Consider the following 25525-nt stretch of genomic DNA (forward strand, 5'->3'; position numbering starts at 1 on the left):
AGTGTAATAAAAAAGAGGAATCTTATTTTAAGATTCCTCTTTTTTACTACATACAATCTAATTTGTTAATCTAGCTCTATATCTAAATCTTCAAGTTCTTCTAAAGCTTTTTCTTCATTTTCTTTTTCACGTTGCTCAAGTTCTTCTGTGTTACCAACTTCTTGTACAGTAAAAACAGTTTTATAAGTAGATAATCCTAAAGCTATTATTACTAATAAAAAAGAAACCTGTACAACATGCGTAGATTGGTTGTCTTTTCTTGATTTTATAAAGGATATAATACCAAACACTAACGCTAAAATTGCTGGTATAAAAGCTAATTTAAATAAAGGTAATATAGCTAAGATAATTGCTAAAATAGCACAAACTAAAGATAATATTAAGGTTACTTTTTTCATAATTTAATTTTTTAAGCCAGTTGCAGATTTAATTTTTAATTCTCCACTTCCAACCGCTATTTTAAATTTAGCATAAACAGGTATTTTATTCTCATCTGCAGTAAGCCATATAATATTAGCGTTACTTCCTTTTAAAACATTATTATTAGTAACGTTTATGGCTATTTTATAACATTCTTTTCTACCAATAGCAGTGTTTATAGTTTCTTTGCCTAAAAGTTTAAAGCTACATTTAACTTCTTTATTATCAAATAAAACTGTAAAGGTATCACTAGCTCCAACAGGTGCTTTGTGTATGTCTAAAGTTCTTAATTTGTATAAAGTAGAAACTATATCTCTTGTACCTGGCTTAATTTTTATAGTATTATTTCTGTCCCAAAAACCAGAAGCAAAGTTTTTAGATTTTTTTCTAATTAAACTAGAAACTGTGTTAGTTTTATAACTGTACTTGTACTTTACAAATTTATAATAGCCACCTTCACTAATATCTCTTTGGTATAAATATGGAGCTACAGTTTTTGGGTTAACATAGCTTTCGTATAAATCTCTAATTTTAAAAAAACTATCAAAATTAGAATATGTTGTTGCTGAACATTTTAAACGATATAATGTAGTTCCGCTTGTATTTACAGCGCTTGTTTCCATTTTAACTTCGGCTATATCTGTTAAAATACCAGACATATTATAAGCTGCTGAAAATGTTAGTTTTTCACCTGCTTTAAAAGCATTATTATTTTGAGCAAAAGAAGCACAGGATAATAATAAAACAGTAATAGTTGTAAAAAGATGTTTCATAGGTTGTTTATTATAATTTCAAAGATATAATATAACACGAATTGTGCCGAATATTAATCTACAATATTTTAAAGACATGTTAATCCAAATGTTAAACGCTTAGTAAGTCATTTTATTTTGTAAATTTGCATCGTGAAAATAAAAATTTTACATAGCGTCTTTTCAGTATTAATGGCATTTTTAGTGCTGTTCTCTACATTATCTTTTACTGTAGAAAAGCATTATTGTGGTGATCGTTTGGTAGACTCAGCAGTATTTTCTAAAGTAAAAAAATGTTCTGATGTTATTGAAATGCCAAAATCATGTTGTAAAGACGATGTAGAAATAATTAAGGGACAAGACAAGCTTAAAGTTACTAAGTTTGAAGACTTAGATATAAGTAAGCAAATTGTGTTTACAGCGTTTGTTTATAATTTCTTTTTGTATAAAGAAAGTTTGCCAAAGCAAACTGTTCCGCATCAATTTTATTCACCACCAAATCTAGTTATAGATTTACAGCAACTTCACGATGTTTATATAATTTGATTTACAATTTTCTTAAATAACTCCGCTTTTGCGGAATTAAATATTGTACAATTAAATTAAAAAATCATGACACACACATATAACGTTACAGGAATGACCTGTAATGGTTGTAAAGCTTCTGTTGAAAAAGCTTTACAAAGTTTAGACCACGTAACAGATGTTTCGGTAGATTTAGAAAATGCCGAGGTTGAAATAGGTACGTCTAAACACATTTCAATAAATACTTTACAAGACGCATTGTCTAGTAAATATACTATTAATAAGAAAAGTAAAGAGAACAACGTTTTTGATTCAGTTTCTAAAGAAAAAGAATCACAAATAAGACAGTTATTTCCACTATTTTTAATCTTTGGATATATTATTGCTGCCTCATATTTACTAAATAGAAATAGGTTTGATGTTTCAAACTTTATGCTAGATTTTATGGGTATTTTTTATATCGTATTTAGCTTTTTTAAGTTTTTAGATTTAAAAGGTTTTCCTGAAAGTTTTAAAATGTATGACCCATTAGCTAAGGCTTTACCTGCTTATGGTTGGATTTACCCTTTTATAGAACTTATTTTAGGGGTAATGTTTTTAATGCGAATAGAAATTTCTGTAGCATTAATAATTACAATAATAATTTTAGGCATTACAACAGTTGGTGTATCAAAATCTTTATTGGACAAAAAAGCAATACAATGTGCTTGTTTGGGTACTGCTTTAAAATTACCAATGACCAAAGCTACGTTTATAGAAAATTCCATTATGATTATAATGGCAATAGTAATGCTAATTGAAATTTATGGGTAATATGAAAAAGCTATTTATATTACTATTTTGCTTTTTACCATTAACCATTTTTGCGCAAAACCAACTTAAGGGTTATGTGTATGAAGCAAACGAAGAACAAAAAGAAAACCCTTTACCTGGCGCTAATCTAGTTTGGTTAAACACAACAGTAGGAACATCTACAGAGTTTGACGGCAGCTTTAGTTTACCTTTAAGTAAAACATCTAATCAATTAGTGATTAGCTATGTTGGTTTTAAAACAGATACAATAACAGTAAACTCTAGTAAAACGATAAAACACTGGTTAGAACCTACAACAAGTTTAGATGAAGTGGTTTTAGACTCTAAAGTTAAATCTACTTCAAGATCTTATATACAATCAGAAAACATACAATATGTAAGTAGTGATGAGTTATTAAAAGCTGCATGTTGTAATTTGTCCGAAAGTTTTGAAACTAACCCTTCTATAGACGTTAACTTTAGTGATGCAGTAACAGGCACTAAGCAAATTAAAATGTTAGGTATATCAAGTCCTTATATTTTAATTGCTACCGAAAATATTCCATCAGTTCGTGGTGCTTCTCAAGCTTACGGATTAAGCTTTATTCCAGGAACATGGGTAGAAAGTATACAAATAACAAAAGGAGCAGGAAGTGTTGTCAATGGGTACGAGAGTATTTCGGGACAGATCAATGCCGAATTGCAAAAACCGATGACAGATGATAATGTATTTGTTAACCTTTATGCCGCAACAAGCGAAAGGCTAGAACTTAACACACACTTTAATACAAATGTTTCTAAAAACATTAGTACAGGTCTTTATATACATGGTAATACACATCAAGAAGAGCATGATCGAAATAATGATGGATTTTTGGATATGCCAAAGTTTAATCAAATTAATGTGATGAATCGTTGGCAGTATACTAATACCCAAAAAGGTATTGTTACTTTTTTAAACCTTAAGTATTTAGATGATTATAAGCAATCAGGTCAAATTGATTTTGATCCAGATACAGACAAATTAACAACTAATAATTGGGGAAGCGAAATAGATACTAAACGTTACGAAATTTCGGGTAAATTTGGATATGTAAATGCGGACTTACCTTGGCAAAGTCTAGGTGTTCAAATGGCATTAAGTAATCACCAACAAGATTCTTATTTTGGTTTAAATGAATATAATATAGAACACACAAGTGTATATTCTAACGTTATTTATAACTCGATAATAAGCGACTCTAGACATAAAATAAAAACAGGTGTAAATTTTACGTATGATAATTATGATGAGTTTGCATTAAATACAAATTATGATAGGGTAGAGCGTAGCTTTGGTGGTTTTTTTGAGTATTCTTTTGATAATTTAAAAAAACTTAACCTTACTGCAGGATTGCGTTTTGATACGCATAATTTATTAGGCGAATTTATTACACCACGTTTTCATTTAAGATATTCTCCTTGGAGCAAATCTGCTTTTAGAGTCTCTTTTGGTCGCGGTAAACGTAGCGCTAATATTTTTGCTGAAAACCAGAACTTATTTGCGTCTTCAAGACAGTTTTCAATTTTAAATAATAATGGACCAATTTATGGTTTAGATCCTGAAATTGCATGGAATTATGGTGTTTCATATCTACAAGGTTTTAATCTTTTTGGAAGAAAAGCAGATGTAACTTTTGATTTTTATAGAACAGATTTTAAAAACCAAGTGGTTGTAGATTTAGAAAATGCTCAAGCTGTTAGTTTTTATAATTTACAAGGTAGTAGTTACGCAAATAGTTTTCAAGTTGAAGTAAACTACGAAGCATTTAATAACTTCGATTTAAGAACAGCATATAAGTATTATGATGTTAAAACCGACTACCAAAGGGGTAAATTATCAAAACCATTAACACCAAAACATCGTTTTTTTGCTAATGCAGGATATAAAACAGAATTAAAAAACCAAAGTCAATGGAAGTTTGATGCTACTTTTAATTGGTTAGGAGAGCAACGATTTTCTTCAACAATAGATAACCCAATACAATATCAATTAAATAAATTTACTCCAACAGTAGCTACATTAAACATGCAAGTTACTAAAGTGTTTTCATCTAAATTTGAAATATATTTAGGAGGAGAAAATATAACTAATGTAAAACAAGATAATCCTATAGTTAGTGCAAATGACCCTTTTGGAACAGCGTTTGATACTAATTTTGTGTACGGTCCAATTTTTGGAAGTATGTATTATACAGGATTACGATATAAATTAAATTAAAAATATACTACAATGAAAAAATTATTGATTTTATTAATTATGACAGTTACTATAACTACGTTTGCTCAAAATAAAAATAAAAGAGTTTCTTTAGAAGTAGATGGTATTTGCGGTATGTGTAAAGCACGAATAGAAAAAGCATGTTACCAAACTAAAGGCGTAAAAAGTGCTAATTGGAATGTAGAAACACACGAATTAAAGCTAATTTACGATGAGCGTAAAACAAATTTAGATAGCATTAAAAAAAGTGTAGTATCTGTAGGACACGATACAAAAACGCTAAAAGCAACAGAAGAAGCTTATAACTCTGTACACGCATGTTGCAGATATAGAGATATTGAAGTACAAAATGATCATAAGAAAGACTAAAAAAAAGCCTGCTAATAAGCAGGCTTTTTTTACATAATTATAATTTACTTATTAATCAAGGCTAATAACTCATTTTCAAATTTGATGTCAAACATATTACCTTTTGGATTAACAATATTACCTTTTTTATCCACTAAAAATACTTTGTTAATAGGACTTATAGCTAATAATTCTACAGCTTTTTTAGGCGACTTAAAATGATACTCATTAACAAAAGGTAAACGGTTACGCTGTAAAATATCTGCTTGTTCTCTTGTACTAATGTTATTTACATTTATAGCAATAAATTCTATTTCAGGGTATTTTTTACTTAATTCTGCAGCTTTTAGATGTACATCTTTTAAGTGGTATCTGTAGCGCTTAGATACATCCCAAAAGTATATAACACTAGGTTTCTCTATTATTCTCTTAATAGATAAAAACTCATCATTTTTATTTATTACTGTTACATCAGGTAATTTGTTACCAGGCTTTAATCTTTTGTATGTGTTAACAAGCTTGCTAGCCTTAACTATTTGATCATTATTAGTGCTTTTCTTTTTAAATAAATTTAAAAGCGTCTCGTAATCTTTATCATTTTCAGATCCATTAATAAATTTAACCATGTTATAGTAAAGCAGTCTATTTTTAATAAATGTGTCATTTATTTTATCGCTTATAAGATTAAACTTATCTATGTTATACTCTAAAGACTTATTATTATAGGTACTATCTTCAGAGTGTTTAAAATGTTGTTGTAGAGCTAGATTATTAAAGTGTACTCTTAAAAAAGATACGTAAGGTCTGTATTCTCTTAATAAATTACTATTGTAGTCTATATCTTTTCTGTAGCTGTAAAAATTTTCAGGTAGTTCGTTAAAAATTTGTTCTTCGTTTTCTCTGTAATTTATAAAAGGATACGCTTCTTTACTATAATAATAATTATAATCAATCTTAGCTTTTGCTAAAGTGTTAAAAATCTCAGTAGTTTCGTTTTTTTCATTAAAACTTTTAAGCTTTTCTAGTTTTTGATTTCTAATTTCATCTAACTTTTCTTCAAATTCATCAGGCTCTAATTGACTAATTTTTAAGACAGAATCTTGTAGTTTGTCGTTTAGAAGAAATAAATCAATTAAAAAGTTATTTTCTTTTTCGCCAATACCGGTAAACACTAAAGATTCATCAAATTCAATAGTATTTAACCTAAACATCAAACTATCATTGGGTTGTATAAGTACAGATTGAAATTCTTTACCGTCATAAAACCTAAAAAGACCAGGCTCAAAGTTTTTAAAAATATAAGAAAAACGGTTGTTTTGATCTAAATTAACACTGTCTAAAACTTTGTTTTCTTTAAGTATTACAATAAAGTTAGAATTTGGGTTAATAATTTCGCCTCCAAAAAAAGCATTACCATCTAGGCTAGCCTTTTTATCCTTTTCGCAAGAAAAAAAACTCAAAGATATTGCTAAAAAAAAGTATACGAATTTATAATTCATTATATATTAAGGGCTTATTATCTATATATCAACAAAAATATGTTTTGCAATATATTCATAATGTTAATGCGTTGTTAAAACTTATAATAAGGCAATATATAGTGTTTTTTGATACTAATTTTCTACTTTTGCAAAAAATTAAATTATAGCTTATGTTATCAGTATCTAATTTATCTGTTCAATTTGGTAAACGTATTCTTTTTGATGAGGTAAATACCACATTTAATAACGGAAACTGCTACGGAATTATCGGAGCCAATGGTGCAGGAAAGTCGACATTCCTTAAAATATTATCTGGAAAGATGGAGCCAACTTCTGGACATGTTAGTTTAGAAGCAGGTAAACGTATGTCGGTCTTAGAACAAAACCACAATAAGCACGATGAAGATACAGTGTTAGAAACTGTTTTAAAAGGAAATAAACCTTTATATAAAATTAAAACAGAAATAGATGCTCTTTATGCAGATTATACTGATGAAAATGCTGAAAAGATAGGTGAGCTTCAAGTACAGTTTGAAGAGATGAATGGTTGGAATGCAGATAGTGATGCTGCAGCTATGTTATCTAACTTAGGTATTAAAGAAGATTTACATTATACCTTAATGGCAGATTTAGATGGTAAGCAAAAAGTACGTGTATTATTAGCACAAGCATTATTTGGTAATCCTGATGTGTTAATCATGGATGAGCCTACCAACGATCTAGATTACGAAACAATAACTTGGTTAGAAAACTTCTTAGCAAACTATGATAACTGTGTAATTGTTGTATCTCACGACCGTCACTTTTTAGACGCTGTTTGTACGCATATTAGTGATATTGACTTCGGAAAAATAAATCATTTTTCTGGTAACTATACGTTTTGGTATGAGTCTTCACAATTAGCAGCAAGACAACGTGCACAACAAAACAAAAAAGCAGAAGAGAAGAAAAAAGAATTAGAAGAGTTTATTCGTCGTTTCTCTGCTAACGTTGCAAAAAGTAAGCAAGCTACATCAAGAAAGAAAATGATTGATAAGCTTAATGTGGACGAAATTAAGCCAACATCAAGACGTTATCCAGCTATTATTTTTGAACGTGAGCGTGAAGCTGGTGATCAAATATTAAATGTTGAAGGTTTAGCAGCATCTTTAGATGGCGAAGTACTGTTTAAAAACATCGATTTAAATCTTCAAAAAGGAGATAAAGTGGTTGTGTTTTCAAGAGACTCTCGTGCAACAACAGCATTTTATGAAATATTAAACGGTAACCAAAATGCAGATGCTGGCGAATTTTCTTGGGGAATAACCACAACACAATCTTACTTACCATTAGATAACAGTAAGTTTTTTGAAAACGACTTAACGCTAGTAGATTGGTTACGTCAATGGGCAAAAACAGAAGACGAAAGAGAAGAAGTACATATTAGAGGTTTCTTAGGAAAAATGATTTTTTCTGGAGAAGAAGCACTTAAAAAATCTAATGTACTATCTGGAGGAGAAAAAGTACGTTGTATGCTATCAAGAATGATGATGATTAGAGCTAACGTGTTAATGCTAGACGAACCTACAAACCACTTAGACTTAGAAAGTATTACAGCTTTTAATAACTCTTTAAAGAAATTTAAAGGAACTGTTCTTTTTACAACTCACGATCATGAGTTTGCTCAAACTGTAGCAAATAGAGTAGTAGAACTTACACCAAATGGAGTAATTGATAGATATACTACTTTTGATGAGTATATGGAAGATAAAAAGATTAAAGAGCAGCGTGATAAAATGTATGCTGTGTAACTATCTTAAAAATAAAACGTTAAAAGCCTTCAGATTTAATTTGAAGGCTTTTTTTATTTAGGGATTTTGTTAATTCTCTGTTAAATTGAAAAAATATAAAACCAAGCAAAACTTAACTGCGTAGATAGACTGAACATAAAAACCAAAAATCAATTTATTATGAAAACAGAAAAATTATCAAAAATCGTATTAGGGCTTAGTTTATTCTTTGTGACTTCTTTAGGATTTGCTCAAAACAAAATGATGAAAGAAGATACAAAAATGGTTGGTGGAGCAGCAATGTATCCTTCTAAAAATATTGTAGAAAATGCGGTAAACTCTAAAGATCATACAACTTTAGTAGCAGCAGTAAAAGCAGCAGGTTTAGTTGAAGTTTTACAAAGTGAAGGACCATTTACTGTATTTGCACCAACAAACGCAGCATTTGATAAATTACCAGAAGGAACAGTAGCAACTTTAGTAAAACCAGAAAATAAAGAACAATTACAAACTATTTTAAAGTATCATGTTGTTTCTGGAAAATGGAATGCTAAAGCTATCGCTAAATTAATTAAAAAAGGCGATGGTAAAGCAGTAATTAAAACTGTTTCAGGAGGAACATTAACTGCTTGGACAAAAGGAAATGACGTTTATGTAACCGATGAAAACGGAAACTCAGCAAAAGTAACTATTGCAGATGTAAATCAATCTAATGGTGTAATACATGTTGTAGATACTGTATTATTACCAAAGTCATAATAAACCGTGTAAATGCTATTTGAATTAGTGTTAAAAGCCTCTTCGTTTTGAAGAGGCTTTTTTCTTTTAATTAAATCTCGCTTTTAATAGCATCAACAACTGTTTTAGCTTTTTCAAGTTCGGTTTCATGTACATAAATATCTTGCAAGCTTGGTACAGGATTTGCAAAACCAGCCAGTCTTGCAGATTCATCTTCATTTTTTACCACTGCATTAATGCCAATATCTTCTAAGCGTTGTTGTATGCGTTGTGAGGTTAAAAAGTCTCCAGTGTAAATTTTTATATATTCCGTTTCCATAGTTTTTTAGTATTGATTTCTATTAAAGATACTAAAAATTATGCAATAAATTACTTACTGTATTTGTTATTCCAAATTGCAGAATTCACATTTTTTCCTTGAGAAATCGCATAGTAAATAACAATGCCAACTATAGATTTAAACATGAATAGAAACAATAAGAAAAAATAACTTGTGTAATTGTTGTCTTGTGGTAAGTTATAATTAAAAAGATAGGTTAATGCAAAACTAACAATTAACGCAAAGACCAATAAGTTTTCATAATTTTTAAAAGGTAGCATACGCCATTTTCTTAATGGATTTAAATCATTTCCCCATTTGTGTATTAAGTAATAGTAACCATTTCCTATGGGTGCAAATAATAAAGGATCATCTGGGTTTTCTAACTTAAATAGTTTAGAAGGCGCCATGATTTTAAATCCGCTTAGTGTGATGTTGTGTTCTTTTTCTAAAGCTTTTATTTTATTAATGGCTTCTTGCGGAAATTCATTTTTAAAATACTTAGTATCTAAAAATCGAAGTCGGTAATCAATACACGTTTTTTTAATACTGTCTATATGAAAAATTTGATCACTTTTTAAAAGCTCTACATTAAACAAATTGCTAGTGCTACTATTGGCAGATTTCAATTCATTTTCAATATTAATTTCTTTTTCATTTTCAGCATCAAAAATGGCATGTACTTGTTTTAAAATGTCTGGTTGTGCTATTTGTTTAGATTGTTGCAGACGTAGTTTTTCTTCTATGTTTGTAGTGTTAAAAATCATAGCATTTATTTTTTAACCTAAAAATAAAACATACTTAGCTTAATTGCAAAGGTTTAACATTTAGAATACTAGAAAAAAATGTTTTGTTTAACAAGTAATAATTATGGCTGTTTTGATTTTTTGTATCTGGATAAAATAAATATACCGTATATAATAAAACCAAAACCAAGTATAGCTCTAAAAGTGCTTACTTCATTAATAAAATATTTGTAGACTCTGTAAATGCCAAAAATTATAAAGAAAATACCTAGGATTAAACTAAAAGTGCTGCCTTGATTTTTTGAAATGTTTGACATGTTTAGGTTTTGTTAGAAAGTACCAATAAGACCAACTTTATTACCGCTAAACATAAAATTCCAAGAGATTTTATTTGAAGGTCTATTATGGTCTAAATCAAAAGCGTTATTTTTCTTTAAAAACTTATCAATACTATCTACAACAATAATACTTAAAGCAGTGCTAAAAGCTATGTCTGTAATCCAATGTGCGTCATCTACCAATCTTGATAAAGGTGGTATGGCACCAAAAGCATAAATTCCTGTTTTTACCCAAGGATTTTTAAACTGTTTTGCAATTGCATGCGTCATAGTAACAGACAATACGGTATGACCAGAAGGGAAAGAGTGAAATCCACCTTCTTTAGATAGTGGTTTAAAGTAAAATGCGCCTAGGTCTCTTCCTGGTCTAGCTCTTCCAAATGCATTTTTTGCTAAGGATTGTAAAAAACCAGATGTAATGGATGAGGATATAATTAAAACGCTAGTATATCTAACTTTTTCGTTTTTAGCAAAAAGACCATAACCGTATAATCCTGCATTTGCCATAAAATAGTTTTGAGGACTACCAAAATACCAACCAACATCTCTGATTAATTTTGGGAATTTATCAGAATGTTTGTTAGCAAAATTATTAACACTTTCATCTGTTAAGGATAACAAAGCTGTACCTGCAATTAAACCTCCTAACTTAGTGTAATCCTTTTTTTTCCAGTAAATAGGTCTTGTAAAGGCGTGTTTTACACTCTGTAAGGTTGTATTTATATCATATTTTAAAAGACCAAGTGTAGATGTAGAGTCTTGATTAATTTTATACAGTTTATTTTGACTATTAACTGTATTGCTAATTAGCATAGCAATGCTAAAAACTATTAAAATATGATTTTTCATGAGCGTATTATCTTAATTCAGCGCCAAGTTCACTTTCAAAGTTGCTTTGTAGCTTACTCATAATTTTATCTACAACCTTATCTGTAAGCGTTTTGTTTTCGTCTAAAAATGTAAAGCTTACTGCATAACTTTTTTTACCGTCAGGTAAGTTTTTACCTTGATAAACATCAAATAGATTAATGTTTTTAAGTAATTTCTTTTCGGTTTTCTTAGCTATTTTAGTAATGCTTTCAAAGGTTACATTATTATCTAATAGCAAAGCAAAATCGCGTCTTACTTCTGGATACTTAGGTATTGGTGTAAACTTAATTTTGTTTCGTTTTGCTACAACTAAAATTGTATCCCAATTAAAATCTGCATAAAACACATCTTGAGTAATGTCAAACTGTTTAGCTATTTTACTTTTTAAAACTCCAAACTCAACTAAAGTATCACGTCCAATGTTTAATTGTAAACCTTCGCTAAACACGTCATTTTTAGCTGTGCTTTCTTGATATCTATCAATACCTAATCTTGATAATATTGCGGCAACACTTCCTTTTAAATGAAAAAAGTTTGTCTTTTCTTGTGGTGTATGTGCCCAATTCTCTTCGTTTTTAAAACCTGTTACAAATAATGATAAGTGTTTATGTTCTTCTCTTTTACCGTTATAATTGTGATAGGTTTTACCAAATTCAAAAAACTTTAAATTGGTTTGTCTTCTATTGATGTTATAGCTTAAAGCTTCTAATCCTGAAAAAACTAAACTTTGACGCATTACGCCAAGATCTTGACTTAATGGGTTAAGCATTTGTATATTATGCTCTTCTTTTAACTGCTCGCTTAACTCTATGTATTTAGCGCTTGTTAAAGAATTAGCCATAATTTCGTACCAACCTTGTGAGGCTAATAAGTTACCAACAACGTTTTGTAGCTTATAATCTTCAAAACGAGAAGAGTTTGATACAGAAGCATTCATCTTTGTGCTAATTTCTATATTGTTATATCCGTATACTCTTAATATTTCTTCAATAACATCTGCTTCTCTTGTAACGTCGTTACGATATGGCGGTATGATTAAACCTAAATTAGTTTCTGTAACACTATTTATTTTAATATCTAAAGATGCTAGTATAGATTTTACTTCTTCTTTAGGTATTTCTTGCCCTACAAGTTTTGTAATTTTATCAAAACTTAAAGTGACTTGAAAATCTTCAATTTTTTTAGGGTAAAAATCTAAAATATCACTAGTAATTTCGCCACCAGCAATCTCTAAAATTAATAAAGCCGCACGTTTTAAAGCGTATTTAGTAAGATTTGGATCAATACCACGTTCAAATCTAAAAGATGCATCTGTGTTTAACCCATGACGCTTAGCTGTTTTACGCACACTAATAGGATTAAAGTATGCGCTTTCTAAGAAGATGGATGTAGTGTGTTCTGTTACACCACTATCAGCACCACCAAAAACACCAGCAATACACATTGGTTTTTCTGCATCACAAATCATTAAATCGTCTTCATGTAACTCGCGTTCAACACCATCTAAAGTGGTAAATTTTGTTCCGGCTTCGCAAGTTTTAACTTCAACTTTATGTCCTGTTATTTTTGCAGCGTCAAAAGCGTGTAAAGGTTGTCCTAACTCGTGTAATACATAGTTAGTAGCGTCTACAATATTATTTATTGGTGCTAATCCAATAGCTTTTAATCTATTTTGTAGCCAAGCAGGAGACTCTTCAACTTTTAGACCAGATAAAGTTACACCGCAATAGCGTGGTGCTAAATCATAATCTTTTACATCTACATCTATTTTTAAAGTTCTGCTATCTACGTGGTAAGAACTTACACTAGGTGTAATAAGTTCTAAATTAATTCCTTTTTGTAATAAACCAGCTCTAAGATCTCTTGCAGTACCAAAATGGCTCATAGCATCTGCACGGTTTGGTGTTAAACCAATTTCAAAAACTTGATCATTTTCTACTTCAAAAAGCTCTGCGCAAGGTGTACCAACTATAGTGTCTTCTGGTAATACCATAATACCGTCATGAGATTTACCTAAACCAAGCTCGTCTTCTGCGCAAATCATTCCATGAGATTCTACGCCTCTTATTTTACCTTTTTTAATAGTCCATGCTTCACCATCTTCAGTATACAAAGTCGTGCCAATAGTTGCTACAGGTACTTTTTGTCCAGCAGCAACATTTGGTGCGCCACAAACAATTTGTAAAGGTTGTTCTTGTCCAATATTTACTATGGTTACTTTAAGTTTATCTGCATTACTATGTTGTACGCAAGTTAAAACTTCGCCAACAACAACACCTTCTAAACCGCCTTTTACACTTTGGTAAAGGTCTAACCCTTCAACTTCAAGACCTAAATCTGTTAGTAATTCGCTAGTTTGTTCTGCTGTCCAATCGGTTTTTATAAACTGTTTTATCCAGTTGTAAGAAATCTTCATTTATCTGCTAATTAAGGGCACAAATATAACAATACTTGGCAGCAATAGAAACGCCTAAAAACGTTTTTTGTAAAAATTAAATTATAAGTTTTAAATTAAAGCAAATTAAAAGTTTTACTGAAGAAACTTCTTTGCTAATTCTTCATCTTAAGTTGTTGGTATTGAGTTTTTTATGTTCTGTATCGGTAAAAAGTGTAATTCAACTAAAAAACAGTGTTAAACCTCTAAATCGAAAGTCTATTTAATTAGATGATACGTAATTTGAACAATGATTAATTAATTTCATAAAAATGAAAACAATATTTAGTATCATATTTTTTATGCTTACTATTTCTTTAACATCTTGTAGAGAAACAAAAACAGAAGACAATAAAAATGTTGAAGCTGCAGTAGATTCTATTCAATCTATAGAAGAAGAAACACTGAAGATGGTCGAACAGTTAGACCAAGAAGCTAAAGATATAGACCAAGACTTGCAAGACTTAGAAAACTTAGATCAATAATTATGAAAATCTTACAACCACTTTTAATGCTTGTCTTTTTAATAGGATTAGCACCGCAACAGTTATTGGCGCAAAACAAATTAAATGAAGCCAAAAACAAGATCGAGCAACAAAAAGAAATAGAAAGGGAGAAAACCATACAGAAACATGAAGCAAATCGTAAAGATATTCAAGAAAAGCGTGAAGAAATAAAAGAAAAACATGCCAAAATGAAATCGCAACACAAAGCAGTGTATAGTCAAATGCAACAGCAAGCAGAAGCGATTAAAGAAAAAATGAAAGAGGCATCTCCAGAAGAACGTAAAGCGTTACTGCAAGAATTAAAACAACTGCGTCAAGAAGAGCAAGAAGAGCTAAAAGAAATCCACAATTCTTATAAAGAAGAGTTAGAGGCACGTAAACAAATCTTAGAAGAGCAACGACAACAATCCGGAATAAGTCAAAAACAATTTGGTATTAAACGTGCAGAGATAGCTAAACAACGTTTAAAAATAAGTCAGAAACATATAGAAAAGCGTCAAGAATTTGTTAGTAACAGCCAATCTAGGTTAGAATTAGCAAGGATAAAAACTAAACAGATGCTAGAAGACAAAAAGCTAACCATTGAAGACGCAAAATCTAGGTTAGAAAAGATAAATAAGATTGAAGAACGCTTAAAACAACACGAATTAAAGATTAAAGAAGTAAAAGAAAAAGTAGCTTTAAAACGAATTGAAATAGCTAAACAAGAGCAAAAAATAGAACAAATAGAAGAGTAGTGCAGTCTTAATATTTACATAAAACTAAGGTGTTGTTTTGGCAACACCTTTTTTTGTGACTATTTTTACCACCTTAAACTCTTATAACATGCGTAAAATAACAATTCTACTAATAGCAGTGCTTATTTTTTCTTGTCAACAAGATACAACTGAGTTTTTATATTCAGGACTATACAGAGCAGAACTAAAAATAAAAGACAACCTTAATCTACCATTTTTATTTAAAGTTAAAGATGCTAATACTTTAGAAATTTATAATGCAGAAGAAGTTATAAAGGTAGATGAGATAAGCTACAAAAACGACTCGGTTTTTATACAAATGCCAGTATTTGAAAGCTACATAAAAGCAAAAGTAGAAAACAAAATAATCACAGGACAATTCATTACCGAAGGAAAAGATCGTAGCGTGCCATTTACAGCAAAACCAGAAAAAACACGATTTAACACCTCTAACTTGCCAAAAACTAATATATCTGGTAATTGGGAAACTACATTTAGCCCTAATTCAGATGATAGCTATAAAGCAAAAGGAATATTTAAACAAAACGGAAACACTGTAACAGGAACATTTAGAACTGAAACAGGTGATTATCGTTACTTAGATGGAGTAATTAGTGGTAACCAAATGCAATTATCAACATTTGATGGCTCACATGCATTTTTATTTACTGCAACCGTAACCGATAGTACATTAAACGGTACATTTTATTCTGGTAACCATTGGGAAGAACCTTTTATTGCTAAACGTAATGACGATTTTAAATTAGCAGATGCCAACACATTAACTTATTTAAAAGATGGTTATGAAACTTTAGAATTTACATTTCCTGATGAAAACGGAAACCAAATATCATTAACCGATGATAGATTTAAAAACAAAGTAGTAGTTGTACAAATTATGGGTACGTGGTGTCCAAATTGTTTAGATGAAAGTAATTACTATGCTCAATATTACAACAACAATAAAGATAAAGACATCGAATTTGTAGCGCTAGCTTTTGAATACGCAAAAACTGAAGAAGCAGCGTTTAAAAACATAAAACGTCTTAAAGACAGAGTAGGGATTAACTATCCAATTTTATTAGCGCAAACCGGCACAACTAGCAAAAGTAAAGCCAACGAAAAACTACCAATGCTTAATAATGTATTAAGTTATCCTACGTCTATTTTTATAGATAAAAATGGTAAAGTACGCAAGATACACACAGGTTTTAACGGTCCTGCAACTGGAGAAAAATTTACCGAGTTTAAAGAAGAGTTTACAACGTTTATGGATAAATTGTTAGCGGAATAGTAAGTGTCTTAATTTTTTATTGCATTTTACGGTCTCGGCTATGATACGTTGCGGAAAAATCCGCAGGATTCTTTCCGCAATAGCCGAAAGATAGCAAATTGCAATGAAATTCCGATAGGAATTTCAGCCGCAATGGATTATAACCGCTGTTGTGTGTAGTGTTTAATGATGAACTTCAGATACCATATTTAAATCCTCTAAATATCTTGAATTCATTCTTAATTTATATTCATTTTGATCAAGAATACGATTGTTTGACCTACTTACAGATTTCGTTTTTCTAATAAGTTTATCAAAGTTTATTGTTTCATAGTGAATTTTCCCTAAATTATCTGATTTGATAAAATAGTATTTAATTAGCTTGAACTTATTACCTAGAAGTCGAAATGAATGTTCTTTATGTTCATTTTCTCGATCATGTTTTATTGTTAAAATGTAATTTCTGATTTCAATATCTGAAAAACTTTTTTCTTTTTCCATTCCATTAGACCCTAGAAAGTATTCAGGCGTAATTGCTTTGTCGGTTGATATTGATAAAATTTTACCAACTTTTTTCTTACTCAGATAGATTTCTAATCTATAAGGTCTAAATTTATTTACTGTATCCTGTTTTATAGTAATTGAATCAAGTACTTTGTCTTTATTTAGGTAACCAACTTTCGTTAAAACTAAATGATTGAAGTTAGATGATTCTTGGGCAGTTAAATAATTTGTAAATATTATTATAATTAGAAAAATTATTTTTTTGAAGAGTATATTATTCATGCGTTTTTGGATTACATACAACACTTAGATAAATCGAGTTTTCAATTACTTTTATCTATTGTAAAGTGAAGATACAATTTTTGTTTAAAACATGAAAAAACATTCGATATAAAACCAATTAATTCATATTAAATACCGTTAGGTTTTGTAAAGAGTTAAAAAGCATCCTTTAGTCATGTCGAACACACGTGAGACATCGCACAAGTAGCTCAAAGCAGAGTAAGCAGATCTAACACTGTAACTAAGATGAGATTTCTCCTACCGTCGAAATGACTACGCAAGTCCTGTCGAACACACGGGAGACATCACACAATTAACACAGAGCAGAGTATGCAAATCCGACACTACAAATCAAGATACGATTTTTCCTATAACGTAAACAATAAAATAGTTTACTCCAGCCAAATCTTATCTAATACTAACTTAAAAGACTGTGTTTTTTTATTAGCAATTAAAAAAGTAAGCTGTTCAATACTATTGCTGTTAAAATTTGGTATATCTAAAGATCTACCTCTATAAGTTGGTTGCAAACTAGCTAGTTGTAATTTAATGATTTGCCAATCTCCGTTGGTTTTAAACTCTTTTTTGTAAGAATAATAGTCGTTTTGGTCTTTTTTTAATCTAAATTGATAGTTGTTACCATCGCCTTTAAGCTTGATACAAACTGTTTTGTAGTTGGTAATATCTAATGCATCAAAAGTATATTGCACAGAGCTAAAACCACCATTATTTTCTAAAGATACGTCGCCGCTAAATACTGCATAACCATCTTTATTTAATTGAAAGTTTCCGTTAGATTTTCCACCCATAACGACATCATCTACAACTTGCCAATCATCTAAATTACTGGTGTTATTAAACTGAAAAATTGTAATTGAAGTCATAAAAGCAAAAAGGATTAAGGTTAAGATTAGAGTTTTCATAGTTTTTTACTCTAAAAATACGGATTTTATAGCAGTTTGTTAAATGAATTGGTGTTAGGATATGTAATTCCAGATGTTTTTAAACTTAGCCATTTGACGATAGGTGTTTAAAATAACCGCATTTTCTGGATGTGATAAGCTTGGATCTTTGCTTAGTAGTTGTTTAGCCCAATAACGTGCGTGTTGTAAAATGTTGCTGTCTTTTACTACATCTGCAATACGCAAGTTAAGTACACCGCTTTGTTGTGTACCCATAATATCTCCTGGACCACGAAGTTTTAAGTCTACTTCGGCAATTTCAAAACCATCGTTGGTTTGACACATGGTTTGGATGCGTGTTTTACTGTTTTCTGATAGTTTGTGGCTTGTCATTAGGATACAATAACTTTGTGCTGCGCCACGACCAACACGACCACGTAATTGGTGTAATTGCGATAAGCCAAAACGCTCGGCACTTTCAATAATCATTACAGAAGCGTTTGGCACATTTACACCAACTTCTATCACCGTTGTAGCGACCATAATTTGAGTTTCGCCTTTAGCAAAACGTTGCATTTCAAAATCCTTATCGGCAGGTTTCATTTGTCCATGAACAATCGAAATTTGATACTTAGGCGCAGGGAAATCTCTAGCAATACTTTCGTATCCATCCATTAGATCTTTATAGTCCATTTGGGCACTTTCTTCTATCAACGGATAGACGATATAAACTTGTCTTCCTTTAGCTATTTCATCACGTATAAATCGGAACACTTTAAGTCGATTATTATCGTATCGATGAACGGTTTTTATGGCTTGTCTTCCAGGTGGTAATTCGTCGATAATCGAGATGTCTAAATCGCCATAAATTGACATGGCTAAAGTACGCGGAATTGGTGTTGCTGTCATCACCAAAATATGCGGTGGAATAGGAGCAGATTGTTCGCCGTTTTCTAAAATTATGGACGGACCTTTTTTCCATAATTTAGAACGTTGCTTAACTCCAAATCGATGTTGCTCGTCAATAATTGCGAGTCCTAAATTTTTAAATTTCACCTTATCTTCAAGCAATGCATGTGTGCCAATTAAGAGGTCTAATTCGCCATTTTCTAGCAAATTATGAATTTCTTTTCGTTCTGAAGTTTTACTTGAACCTGTAAGTAGTTTAATTCTGATTTTCAAATCTTTACACAACTCAACTAATCCGTTGTAGTGCTGGACTGACAAAATTTCAGTTGGCGCCATTAAGCAGGCTTGGTAACCATTGTCAAGCGCCATTAATATTGACATTAGCGCAACAATGGTCTTTCCAGAACCAACATCACCTTGCAATAAGCGGTTCATTTGCGCATGACTACCTAAATCTGAACGAATTTCTTTTAAAACACGTTTTTGTGCATTGGTTAATTCGAACGGTAAATGGTGTTTGTAAAAGTTGTTAAAGTGTTCTCCAACTTTATCAAAAGGCAATCCTTTTATCTTCTTTTTATTGATTAAATTTTTTAAAATTAATTGTAATTGAATGTAAAATAATTCTTCAAATTTTAACCTAAATTTTGCTTTAGAAAGTGCTTCTTGATTTTGCGGAAAATGGATGTTGAATAAAGCTTCAGGTTTGGAAATTAATTGGTTTTCTTTTAGTAAATTTTTAGACAAAGTTTCGGCAAATTTTCCCTTCGTTTCTAAGAACAAATTTTGCATGATTTTTGTCATCACACGATTGCTAATTCCTTTGTTAGAAAGTTTCTCTGTAGAGGGATAAATGGCTTGCATATTACTACGCAAATTTGCTTGATGCTCGGATAGTAATTCGATGTCCGGATGAGGCATGCTAAACTTGTTTGCAAACAAATTTGTTTTACCAAAAATGACGTATGGTGTATTTAGTTTTAAACTTTCTCTAATCCATTTTTGACCTCTAAACCAAACTAGTTCCATAGTGCCAGTTTCATCTTTAAAAGTAGCAACTAATCGTTTGCCTCTTTTTTGAGCAACTTCTTCAAACTTGATAATTTTACCAACAATTTGAACTTCGCTAGCATTAGGTTGTAACTGGTTAATTTTATAGTACTGCGTGCGGTCTAAATACCGATTAGGAAACAGATTTATTAAATCTTGATACGTATGAATACCTAACTCTTTACGTAGTAAATCTGCACGATTTGGTCCTACGCCTTTTAAATAATCTATAGGAGTTTGTAAGTTGGTACTCATAAGCAACGAAGATAAATCTTTAACTTGAAAGATGAAACTCTAAATTTTATGTATTTTGGTCTAGTCCTTGATAAAAACAAACTATGAGATATTACCTATTACTTCTTTTTACATTTTTTAATTGCCTTGTAACTGCACAGCAAACCGATGTTGTTGATTTTGAAAAAGCAGAAGTAAATATTACTGTACAGACAGAGGATAAATCAATTTTTGGTTTGGTTACTTATTATTTTAATGTTTTAAAACCAATAGATTCTTTATATGTAGATGCAAAAAACATCGAGTTTGAAGATGTGTCTGTTAATGGAAGTAAAGTTGAGGTTAATTTAACATCAAATCATTTAATTATTAAGAAAAAACTTGATGTTTCGGTAGATAATGAGCTTTCGTTAAGTTATAAGTCAAAGCCTAAAAAAGCTATGTATTTTGTCGAAAAAGAAGAATATACACAAGTTTGGACACAAGGACAAGGTAAATACACTAGTAATTGGTTGCCAAGTATTGATGATATGAATGATAAAATTGAGTTTGATTTAAGTATAATAGCTGATGAAGATTATTATGTTATTTCAAACGGTAAATTATTAAATATTGAAGAAAATAATGGTTTTAAAACTTGGCATTACGACATGCAACAACCAATGTCAAGTTACCTTGTTGCTTTAGCTATTGGTAAATACGATAAAAAAGAAATCACTTCAAAAAGCGGTATTCCTATCCAATTGTATTACTATCCAGAAGATTCTGCAAAAGTAGAGCCAACGTACCGTTACACAGAGCAGATGTTTGATTTTTTAGAGGAAGAAATTGACGTACCATATCCTTGGCAAAACTACAAACAAGTACCTGTAAAAGACTTTTTGTATTCAGGTATGGAAAATACAAGTTGTACGATTTTTTCAGACGATTTTATGATTGATGAGGTTGGTTTTACAGATAAAAACTACGTTAATGTTAATGCGCATGAGTTAGCTCACCAATGGTTTGGCGATTTGGTTACCGAAACTTCAGGTACACACCATTGGCTTCAAGAAGGATTTGCTACGTATTACGCGCTGTTAGCAGAACGTGATATTTTTGGTGACGATTATTACTATTGGCAATTGTACCAATATTTAAAAGAATTAGAAGCACAAGAACAAGCTGGACAAAGTACAGCATTATTGGATCCAAAATCTAGCAGTACGACATTTTATAAAAAAGGCGCTTGGGTTTTGCATGTTCTAAGAGAAAAAGTAGACGATAAGGCGTTTAAAACAGCTGTTAAACGCTATTTGAAGAAACATGCTTATGGTAATGTAGAGACTAATGATTTTATAAGTGAAGTTGAAAAAGCTTCCAAAATGGACTTGTCTAATTTTGTACAAGTTTGGTTAAAAAATAAAACGCTGCCAATTAATGAGATGACAAACGCATTACAATCTAACGAAACGTCTGCATTTTTATTAACTATCGAAGAACATCCGTATTTAACTTACAGAACAGATGATGATGATAATTATATACCATCAAGTTTGGTAACGCAATTACCAGAAGGATTTTATCCAATGCAAGTTGCAGTATTAAAAAAGGCGTTGTCTAAACCAGACTATCCAACTTACAACGATTTGGTAAAAGAAGCGTTTGCGTCTAAAAACTTTCATTTAAGACAAGCATTAGCATTAAACATGTCTGAAATTCCGGAAGACTTTCAGCAGGATTATGAAACCTTATTAAACGATCAGTCGTACGTCACCATTGAAGCTGCTTTGTATAATCTTTGGGCAAATTTTCCGCGAAAGCGAAATGAATATTTAAAGCAAACTCAATCTATTTATGGATTTAACGATTACAATGTGCGTACGTTATGGTTAACATTGGCTTTGGCAACACCAGAATTTCAAACAGATAAAAAACAAGATTTTTTTGAGGAATTGGTAAGTTATACCAATCCAAAGCAACCGTTTAGTTTGCGTCAAAACGCATTTGGTTATTTGTCTAGTATTGGTGTGTTTAATGAAGATGCTTTAAAACACTTAATTGAAGCTTCAAAACATCATAATTGGCGATTTAAAAGTTTTGCTAAATCGCTATTAGAAAAATTATCTGAAGACGATAGATATCAATCAATAATTAGTAATTTGCAAAAATAATAGTAATCCAAATACAAGATTAAATTTGAAAGCTTTAGTAATTTCTGGTGGCGGAAGTAAAGGTGCGTTTGCAGGTGGCGTCGCGCAATATTTGATAGAGCAAGAAGGTAGAGATTATGATATGTATTTGGGCACATCTACCGGTAGTTTGTTAATTCCGCATTTGGCAGCGCATGATATTGGTAAGCTGTATGATATTTATACGCATGTTAATCAGCATTCTATTTTTAATATTAACCCATTTGTAGTAAAGAAGAAAGGAGATAGAGAGTACGTATCTATTAATTACTTTAATACTGTTTTGCAGTTTATTAAACGTAAGAGAACCTTTGGAGAAAGTAAAAATTTAAGAAAGAATATTAAAGAGAATTTTACTAAAGAAGAATATGATCGTATTCGTGCTACTAAAGAAGACGTGATTGTTACGGTAACTAATTTATCTAAAAATAGAGCAGAGTATAAGTCTATTAAAGATTTTAGTTATGAAGAATTTTGCGACTGGATTTGGATTTCGTGCAATTTAGTACCGTTTATGTCTTTAGCAACTAAAGATGGTTTTGAGTATGCCGATGGTGGATTAGCTTGTGTTGTGCCAATAAGAGAAGCTATTTTAAGAGGTGCAACCGAAGTAGATGCGATTATTTTAGAAAGTGAAAACTTAGAGTATAACAAGGTTTTAGGTAAAAACCCGTTTTCTTTAATGATTAATCTATTTGGACATTTGTCTGATCAAGTAGAAAAAGGCGATATCGCAATAGGACGATTGGCAGCAAAACATAGAAATGTAAAGCTTAATCTATATTTTACACCTACAAAACTTACCGAAAACTCATTAATCTTTAATAAACAATTAATGGAAACCTGGTGGCAGCAAGGGTATCATTACGCTGAGTCCAAACATGCTATAGGGCAACCGATGGATCAAAGTGAAAAGTTTAAGGACGAAATAGAGCCTTAACTCTTACCAGATTTCAGATACTTCTTTTTTAATATAGTGTAAACCTGCATTGCTTGGTGCTGGTTTATCTAGCATTTCGTTTAAGATAGCTTCACGAAGTTTATCTGCATTATCAATTTTTTCGCTCATAGCGACTTTTCTAATTAATTGCACAGTTGCGCTTTTAGATGCATTGATAACACTCCAACAATTATCACTAAAGTAGATTTGTTGTGCTAGGTTGTGCTCAAACTCTTGCTCGATATTTTTTATTAATAAAGTTTCGTAGTCTTCTTTATTGTTTCCTACAGGAGCAACACGAAGTAATAATTTATTAGGAGAGATACGTTCTAAAAACAGCGTTAAACGTTCGTAAGCTTGTAATCGTATTGGTAAAGATTGTTTGTTAAGCTCTTTAGCTACTTCATATTTTCTGCGCTCAAATTCATTATTAAAGTATTCTCTAAAAAATAAGTAAGCAACAATACCAGTAATTAAAGCAGGTATACAATATAATAATAAAGTTAAAACTTGATCTTCCATGGATGTTTTTTGTTTATACAACAAACTTAATGTGTTTTAAATTATTGTACAAGTAACTTGATTTTATATTTATGGATTATGTTAATTTTAAGCAATACCACCTAAATGAGGACAATCTTTTAAACTCTGCATGCCGCTAAAAGGAACTTCAACTTTATGATATTTATAGGTGCTGTCAAGCTCTTTGCTTAAGTTGTGGTCATCTACGTTAACTTCAACATCATTCATTTTAAATTGACAAGGATGCTCGTAACCAGCAGCATGAGTAATTTCTAAAAATTCTTTTTTAAAGGTGTTAAAATATTGTGCTAAACGTTCACTTTTTAAAGGCACATCAATACCACGTTGTAGCCATTTATTTTGCGTTGCAACGCCAGCAGGACATCGATTGGTATGACAAACTTGTGCTTGTATACAACCAATACTCATCATTGCTTCACGCGCTACATTAATACAATCGGCACCCATTGCAAACGCCATAGCTGCTTTTGCAGGAAACCCTAATTTGCCACTACCAATAAATACAATTCGCTCTGTTAATCCTTTGTCCTTAAATAATTTATATAAATCACCAAAAGCATAAACCCATGGTAAAGACACGTGGTCTGCAAAACTTGGTGGTGCAGCACCAGTACCACCTTCGCCACCATCAACAGTAATAAAATCTGGACCTTTATTGTTGGCTTTCATATAATCTGCAAGTTCTTCCCATTGTCCAAGTTTACCAATAGCAGCTTTTATACCAACAGGTAAGCCAGTTTCTTGTGCAATTGCTTCTACAAATTCGACTAACTCTGGTATTGTATTAAAAGCCGAATGATTTGGTGGAGATAATACATCTTTACCCATTGGCACGTGTCTAATTTCAGATATTTCTTTAGTGATTTTGCTGCCAGGTAAAACACCACCTTTTCCTGGTTTTGCTCCTTGTGATAGTTTTACTTCTATTGCTCTTATAAACGGATTATCTTGAACTAGTTTTTTAAGTTTTTCCATAGAAAAATTTCCATCATCATCTCTAACGCCAAAATATCCTGTACCAAAATGAAATACAACGTCACCACCATGTTTATGATATGGTGATAAACCACCTTCACCTGTGTTATGATATGCATCAGCTATTTTTACACCTTTATTTAAGGATTCTATAGCTTTTGCAGATAAAGATCCAAAACTCATCGCAGATACGTTAATTACAGATGCAGGTCTGTATGGTCGTTTACGATTATTATATTGCCCCATAACCTTTGCGCATGGTAAAAAATGGTTGTCTTTTTTATTTGGATGATTGTCTTCTAATTTATAAGGAAGCATTGCATTATTTATAAAAATATGCTGATGCGCATAAATATCTCTATCGGTACCAAAACCTTCATAGTTGTTTTCGTTTTTTGAAGACGCATAAACCCAACCGCGTTCTATACGATTAAATGGTAGCTCTTCTCGGTTATTAGCGACAAGATATTGTCTTAACTCTGGACCAATACTTTCTAGCATATACCTAATATGACCAACAACAGGAAAGTTATGACTTATGGTATGTTTACGTTGAATAATATCGCGTACAGCGATTAAAGCAAGCGCTATAATTATCCACATCCACCAAGAGATGTTAGATAAAAAACTTAATAATGTATCCATGAATTTATAAGTTGTTTTTTCAAAAATAGTAAAATTACAATGCTAATATTTCTGTTAAGTTA

23 protein-coding genes are annotated in these 25525 nt (G+C 31.0%); 11 read left to right on the forward strand and 12 right to left on the reverse strand.

The window, feature by feature from the left end; translation table 11 throughout:
• Window positions 1–65 precede the first annotated feature (65 nt).
• A complete protein-coding gene (locus tag H574_RS0106155) occupies window positions 66–398 on the reverse strand; it encodes a hypothetical protein (RefSeq protein WP_027879727.1) in 333 nt (110 codons plus the stop codon).
• Window positions 399–401: 3 nt separating this feature from the next.
• Complete coding sequence (locus tag H574_RS0106160) at window positions 402–1193, reverse strand: DUF3108 domain-containing protein (RefSeq protein WP_027879728.1); 792 nt, start codon at window positions 1191–1193, stop codon at window positions 402–404.
• A gap of 132 nt (window positions 1194–1325) precedes the next feature.
• Here H574_RS0106160 and H574_RS0106165 point away from each other — a divergent pair, with 132 nt between their 5' ends.
• From H574_RS0106165 to H574_RS0106180, 4 genes are all read left to right on the forward strand, one after another.
• A complete protein-coding gene (locus tag H574_RS0106165; RefSeq protein ID WP_240471255.1) occupies window positions 1326–1718 on the forward strand; it encodes an HYC_CC_PP family protein in 393 nt (130 codons plus the stop codon).
• A 66-nt stretch (window positions 1719–1784) separates the two neighbouring features.
• Window positions 1785–2510 (forward strand): heavy metal translocating P-type ATPase, encoded by a 726-nt coding sequence (locus H574_RS0106170; protein ID WP_027879730.1) that lies wholly within the window; start codon window positions 1785–1787, stop codon window positions 2508–2510.
• Window position 2511: 1 nt separating this feature from the next.
• Window positions 2512–4749 carry a TonB-dependent receptor gene (locus H574_RS0106175; protein WP_027879731.1) on the forward strand — a complete coding sequence of 746 codons (2238 nt, stop codon included), beginning with the start codon at window positions 2512–2514 and terminating at the stop codon, window positions 4747–4749.
• A gap of 12 nt (window positions 4750–4761) precedes the next feature.
• Window positions 4762–5118, forward strand: coding sequence for a heavy-metal-associated domain-containing protein (locus H574_RS0106180; protein WP_027879732.1), 357 nt, complete (start codon window positions 4762–4764; stop codon window positions 5116–5118).
• A gap of 44 nt (window positions 5119–5162) precedes the next feature.
• Here H574_RS0106180 and H574_RS0106185 read toward each other — a convergent pair whose 3' ends face one another.
• Window positions 5163–6557 (reverse strand): TlpA family protein disulfide reductase, encoded by a 1395-nt coding sequence (locus tag H574_RS0106185; protein ID WP_155912604.1) that lies wholly within the window; start codon window positions 6555–6557, stop codon window positions 5163–5165.
• A 191-nt stretch (window positions 6558–6748) separates the two neighbouring features.
• Here H574_RS0106185 and H574_RS0106190 point away from each other — a divergent pair, with 191 nt between their 5' ends.
• The gene (locus H574_RS0106190; RefSeq protein ID WP_027879734.1) at window positions 6749–8368 is read left to right on the forward strand and encodes an ABC-F family ATP-binding cassette domain-containing protein; all 1620 of its coding nucleotides are present in this window, start codon (window positions 6749–6751) and stop codon (window positions 8366–8368) included.
• Window positions 8369–8527: 159 nt separating this feature from the next.
• Entirely contained in the window at window positions 8528–9106 is a 579-nt protein-coding gene (locus tag H574_RS0106195) for a fasciclin domain-containing protein (protein WP_027879735.1), read from the forward strand.
• Between the two features lie 70 nt (window positions 9107–9176).
• Here the strand turns inward: H574_RS0106195 and H574_RS0106200 are convergent, their stop codons facing one another.
• The 4 genes from H574_RS0106200 to pheT all read right to left on the reverse strand — a co-directional run bounded on the left by H574_RS0106200 (window position 9177) and on the right by pheT (window position 13774).
• Entirely contained in the window at window positions 9177–9404 is a 228-nt protein-coding gene (locus tag H574_RS0106200) for a putative signal transducing protein (RefSeq protein WP_027879736.1), read from the reverse strand.
• A gap of 50 nt (window positions 9405–9454) precedes the next feature.
• On the reverse strand, window positions 9455–10171 hold the full coding sequence (locus H574_RS0106205; protein WP_027879737.1) for a hypothetical protein: 717 nt from the start codon (window positions 10169–10171) through the stop codon (window positions 9455–9457).
• Window positions 10172–10479: 308 nt separating this feature from the next.
• Window positions 10480–11337, reverse strand: a complete 858-nt coding sequence (locus H574_RS0106210) for a phosphatase PAP2 family protein (protein WP_027879738.1) — start codon at window positions 11335–11337, stop codon at window positions 10480–10482.
• Window positions 11338–11344: 7 nt separating this feature from the next.
• Window positions 11345–13774 (reverse strand): phenylalanine--tRNA ligase subunit beta, encoded by a 2430-nt coding sequence (pheT, locus tag H574_RS0106215; protein WP_027879739.1) that lies wholly within the window; start codon window positions 13772–13774, stop codon window positions 11345–11347.
• 290 nt (window positions 13775–14064) lie between these two features.
• Between pheT and H574_RS0106220 the strand changes: the two genes are divergently transcribed.
• From H574_RS0106220 to H574_RS0106230, 3 genes are all read left to right on the forward strand, one after another.
• Window positions 14065–14277: a hypothetical protein gene (locus H574_RS0106220; protein ID WP_027879740.1), complete on the forward strand. Its 213-nt coding sequence runs from the start codon at window positions 14065–14067 to the stop codon at window positions 14275–14277.
• Window positions 14278–14279: 2 nt separating this feature from the next.
• Complete coding sequence (locus tag H574_RS0106225) at window positions 14280–15035, forward strand: coiled-coil domain-containing protein (protein WP_027879741.1); 756 nt, start codon at window positions 14280–14282, stop codon at window positions 15033–15035.
• 88 nt (window positions 15036–15123) lie between these two features.
• Window positions 15124–16329 (forward strand): peroxiredoxin family protein, encoded by a 1206-nt coding sequence (locus tag H574_RS0106230; protein ID WP_027879742.1) that lies wholly within the window; start codon window positions 15124–15126, stop codon window positions 16327–16329.
• A 162-nt stretch (window positions 16330–16491) separates the two neighbouring features.
• Here H574_RS0106230 and H574_RS0106235 read toward each other — a convergent pair whose 3' ends face one another.
• The 3 genes from H574_RS0106235 to recG form a co-directional block, all read right to left on the reverse strand.
• The gene (locus tag H574_RS0106235; protein WP_027879743.1) at window positions 16492–17094 is read right to left on the reverse strand and encodes a hypothetical protein; all 603 of its coding nucleotides are present in this window, start codon (window positions 17092–17094) and stop codon (window positions 16492–16494) included.
• A gap of 392 nt (window positions 17095–17486) precedes the next feature.
• Window positions 17487–18017 (reverse strand): CIA30 family protein, encoded by a 531-nt coding sequence (locus tag H574_RS0106240; protein WP_240471256.1) that lies wholly within the window; start codon window positions 18015–18017, stop codon window positions 17487–17489.
• Window positions 18018–18071: 54 nt separating this feature from the next.
• The gene (gene recG / locus H574_RS0106245; RefSeq protein ID WP_027879745.1) at window positions 18072–20210 is read right to left on the reverse strand and encodes an ATP-dependent DNA helicase RecG; all 2139 of its coding nucleotides are present in this window, start codon (window positions 20208–20210) and stop codon (window positions 18072–18074) included.
• Window positions 20211–20293: 83 nt separating this feature from the next.
• Between recG and H574_RS0106250 the strand changes: the two genes are divergently transcribed.
• The gene (locus H574_RS0106250; RefSeq protein WP_027879746.1) at window positions 20294–22342 is read left to right on the forward strand and encodes a M1 family metallopeptidase; all 2049 of its coding nucleotides are present in this window, start codon (window positions 20294–20296) and stop codon (window positions 22340–22342) included.
• A 25-nt stretch (window positions 22343–22367) separates the two neighbouring features.
• Window positions 22368–23300 carry a patatin-like phospholipase family protein gene (locus H574_RS0106255; RefSeq protein WP_027879747.1) on the forward strand — a complete coding sequence of 311 codons (933 nt, stop codon included), beginning with the start codon at window positions 22368–22370 and terminating at the stop codon, window positions 23298–23300.
• 3 nt (window positions 23301–23303) lie between these two features.
• On the opposite strand, the gene H574_RS0106260 is transcribed toward H574_RS0106255, so the two are convergent.
• Both H574_RS0106260 and H574_RS0106265 read right to left on the reverse strand, forming a co-directional pair.
• Window positions 23304–23822 (reverse strand): DUF7935 family protein, encoded by a 519-nt coding sequence (locus H574_RS0106260; protein ID WP_027879748.1) that lies wholly within the window; start codon window positions 23820–23822, stop codon window positions 23304–23306.
• A gap of 87 nt (window positions 23823–23909) precedes the next feature.
• Complete coding sequence (locus H574_RS0106265; protein ID WP_027879749.1) at window positions 23910–25463, reverse strand: FMN-binding glutamate synthase family protein; 1554 nt, start codon at window positions 25461–25463, stop codon at window positions 23910–23912.
• Between the last annotated feature and the right edge of the window lie 62 nt (window positions 25464–25525).

The organism is Mesoflavibacter zeaxanthinifaciens DSM 18436 (genome assembly GCF_000422365.1).
GTDB lineage: Bacteria > Bacteroidota > Bacteroidia > Flavobacteriales > Flavobacteriaceae > Mesoflavibacter > Mesoflavibacter zeaxanthinifaciens.